This window comes from Fructobacillus pseudoficulneus (assembly GCF_900108455.1).
Taxonomy (GTDB): Bacteria; Bacillota; Bacilli; order Lactobacillales; family Lactobacillaceae; genus Fructobacillus; species Fructobacillus pseudoficulneus.
Window position 1 is genome coordinate 1 of record NZ_FNWS01000013.1, and the last position, 3,309, is coordinate 3,309.

Below are 3,309 nucleotides of genomic sequence, written 5' to 3' on the forward strand. Positions count from 1 at the left end.
TCAGATTCACTCTCAGATTCAGTATCAGATTCACTTTCAGATTCACTTTCAGATTCAGTATCAGATAGTGCGTCAACGTCAGATTCACTTTCAGATAACCCAACTAAAGGTGATCAAGGCATGGTAGTAGATCAATTGCCACATACTGGAAATAGTGAAACAGACAGTGCAATATTGCCTGTGGCTACAGGAATACTTGGATTGTTAGCAATAGCTGCTAAGAAAAAGCGTCGTAGCAAAAAATAATCAATAAGCTATAAAAAGGACCTTCAATCATACGATTGAAGGCTTTTTTATAATCTATAAATATTGTTCCTTTTAATAGATATCGCTCCGATTGAATCACTATTATTTTAATTAGACATATAGGATAAGTTTCAATTATTCAAATTAATATTTTTTTTGACTAATCGAAAAAATGATATAATTATTGTAATTATAATTAGGGTTGGATAAAACATATGACGCATATATTTCAAGCAATTTCCTATTCTGTATGTTTTGGTATAATTTCCGTGTTAATGTCATTAAGCACTGTTTATTTAATCAAAAAAAATAAATATCGATTGTTATGTGGTGTTGCAGCACTATTTACATGTTTTAGTTACTTTTTATTGATGTCAATTATTGTGGTTCAAATCAATAGTAATGTATTAACACGGCTTTACTTGTTACTATTGATTTTACTTTTAGCACCAGTGGTTTTGCTGACATTATTAAGTTCCTTTCTGTTTATTTGGAACGGTATTATAGTTTTTAATCGAGAAAGTCATTCAATTGGTAACTTGTTAACATTAATCATTGGTGTTGGTTTAATGATTGTCCCCATTTTATTTAGTGTTTTTAATCGCTATATGCCAAATAATAAAATTATTTATTTGATTGAAAACATATCTTATGGATTTCAAAATTATTTATTGTTCTGGATATTGACTTTTATTTCGTCTTATATGATTACCAAGCTTGTGCGACCAAAAGCTAATAAAGAATATGCTATTATATTAGGTTCAGGGTTGTTAGATGGGGATACTGTATCACCGTTGCTAGCATCTAGAATTATGGCAGCAGTCGGTTTTAAAAGAATGCAATGTAAAAAATATAGAAAATCCATGAAATTAATCATGTCAGGTGGTCAAGGCAAAGATGAATCATTACCGGAAGCACTGGCTATGAAAACGTATGCTATTAAGCAAGGCATTCCGGAAAAAGATATTTTAGTCGAAACGAAGTCAAAAAATACTTACGACAATATGCTTTTTTCAAAAAAAATAATCGAAAGTAATGGATTTGATGTCGACAAAGGTATTTTTGCGACAAATGATTATCACGTTTTCAGAGCGGCTGGTTTTGCTCATCTAGTAGGATTAAACATCGATGGTATTGGCTCTAAAACGAGTAAATATTTCTTACCAAATGCGTTAATTCGTGAGTATATAGCTATTTTAAAAAATCATAAAATATTTCATATAACTATGATGATAATTATTGTGATCGCTAATATTATGTCTACATTTGTTTATGGAAAATAAGGGTGAAAATATGAAAAAGATTAGTTTGATTATTACAGGACTGTTGGCTGTAGCGTTATTTATTGGCTTTGGAATTCAAGTAGCACAGTATTATGATAATACTTATGCTGCTACAAGGTCATATACAAAGGTACCTTTAGAAGTCCCAAAAAGAGAAAAAACTAAAGATTACAATGGAAAAATTGTTACTGGGTCATATAGTTATCAATACCATTTCAAATTTGTGAATGGTGATGGCGAGGAAAGAAGTATTTCGTTTGAATTATCTGGAGACAACGTTGAGCCATTCAAACCAGGTGAGTTTTTGGAAGCAGATATTTCTAAAACCAGAGTTGTAAAAGGGCCGAGTTCCATTGAAAAAGATAAAATACCCAAAACTGTAGTTAAAGTCATTGAAAAAATTCAGTAGCACCGGATTAATTAGAAATAATGAACCTCATAAAATATGCTTATACTAAAAAATAGACTATTTTCATTCAGTCCGTAAAATGAAAGTATAGGCGTATTTTATGTCCATTAGTTATTTACAAGATTTTAAAGATTTATTAGCTAACTTTCACCAAGAAGTCCGTTCACTGATATTGTTAGCAGAGGTATTCGGATCTTCAAAAGATTCTATTGCCATTTGAGTTAAGCAAACTACCGAAGTCATGATAAAAGTTCAATAAAAAAGAAAAAAGATATCCAGCAATTAGAGAAACGATTCGTGATTTTTGAAGAATAGAACGAAAATTTATCACGCATAGACTGACAGGGATTAATTGTCCCGCTTACTAGACAAAAAATAATCCGTGATGTTGGATTGCCACTCATCCAAAAATTCTTTGCACAAGGCTACGTGCTTGTTATTATTTTAAGTACACTTAAAATAAAATGTAGTACCTCTTACAACTTGCACCATTGTCAATTCGGCAAGAAAAGCGTATAGAATACCTAAAAAATTATATTTTAGACTTTTAGAAAACCTTTAAGTATTTTTATGATTATTGTTGTATTGCTGCTCATAGTCAATAAACCAACAGTCAGAACATCCCAGTATAGGGCGCTCATGTTGATGCGTGAATGAGGGATTAAATCGCGCATACAAAAACGTTGTCGCAAGCCCAAAACTTTTTGACGGTCGATCAAAATCCCAATATGATTAGACACTTACATGATGTAAGCGGTGTTGGGCAAACAAATATCGTTTATTTTCAGTTACATAACCACTGATGGGTCTATTTAGCGACAGTTTGTGATCCTGATAAGAGACAAGAATTAAGTTATAAAAGTGGTGTTGCAATGACAGAAAATCGAGCCACAAGCGCTGTTTTTAATATCACATGTCAAAATTTTAGTTTGAAACATTCATACTTACTCAAAGGACATCCATACTATTACATTTGTATGGAAGTGTTTCATTAAATATTGAAACGTGAAGAGGTTTATGTAAAAGTATAAAAACGGCAGATTGTAAAATTAAACCGAACACCTTGCATAAAAAAACTGCAGAGACTTTAATGGTAATTGACTAAAATCAACCATAAAGGATCTGCAGCTTATGTCTTCTAGTTTATCAGCTCACGAACGTTCTGTCATTGAAACAATGATCAAACTTAATCATTCAACTCGAGAAATAGCCCGTTTCTTAAAGCGTTCTCCTGCAACTATTACCTACGAGTTAAATCGAATTAAACCATACAATGCACAACAGGCTCATCATTTAGCCCAGTGTAATCGGCACAAACACGGTCGCCATCCGACCCTGACACCTGAAATATCAGCTTTTTTGAACCATCAC

General features: G+C 32.2%; 4 protein-coding genes. All 4 read left to right on the top strand.

Features of this window, described 5'->3' with window-relative positions; genetic code table 11:
* Positions 1-246, top strand: a 246-nt coding sequence (locus BLW39_RS07090; RefSeq protein WP_207645468.1) for an LPXTG cell wall anchor domain-containing protein, incomplete at its 5' end; no start/stop codon positions are given.
* A gap of 215 nt (positions 247-461) precedes the next feature.
* Positions 462-1,529, top strand: a complete 1,068-nt coding sequence (locus BLW39_RS06875; protein ID WP_059379233.1) for a YdcF family protein — start codon at positions 462-464, stop codon at positions 1,527-1,529.
* 10 nt (positions 1,530-1,539) lie between these two features.
* Complete coding sequence (locus tag BLW39_RS06880) at positions 1,540-1,938, top strand: YxeA family protein (protein WP_059379230.1); 399 nt, start codon at positions 1,540-1,542, stop codon at positions 1,936-1,938.
* Between the two features lie 1,131 nt (positions 1,939-3,069).
* Positions 3,070-3,309 (top strand): helix-turn-helix domain-containing protein (locus BLW39_RS06895; protein WP_143404259.1); only part of this gene is annotated, 240 nt, incomplete at its 3' end.

Bases quoted from the DNA above. Each gene is read 5' to 3' on its own strand.
- BLW39_RS06875 (WP_059379233.1), top strand. From the start codon at position 462: ATGACGCATATATTTCAAGCAATTTCCTATTCTGTATGTTTTGGTATA.
- BLW39_RS06880 (WP_059379230.1), top strand. From the start codon at position 1,540: ATGAAAAAGATTAGTTTGATTATTACAGGACTGTTGGCTGTAGCGTTA.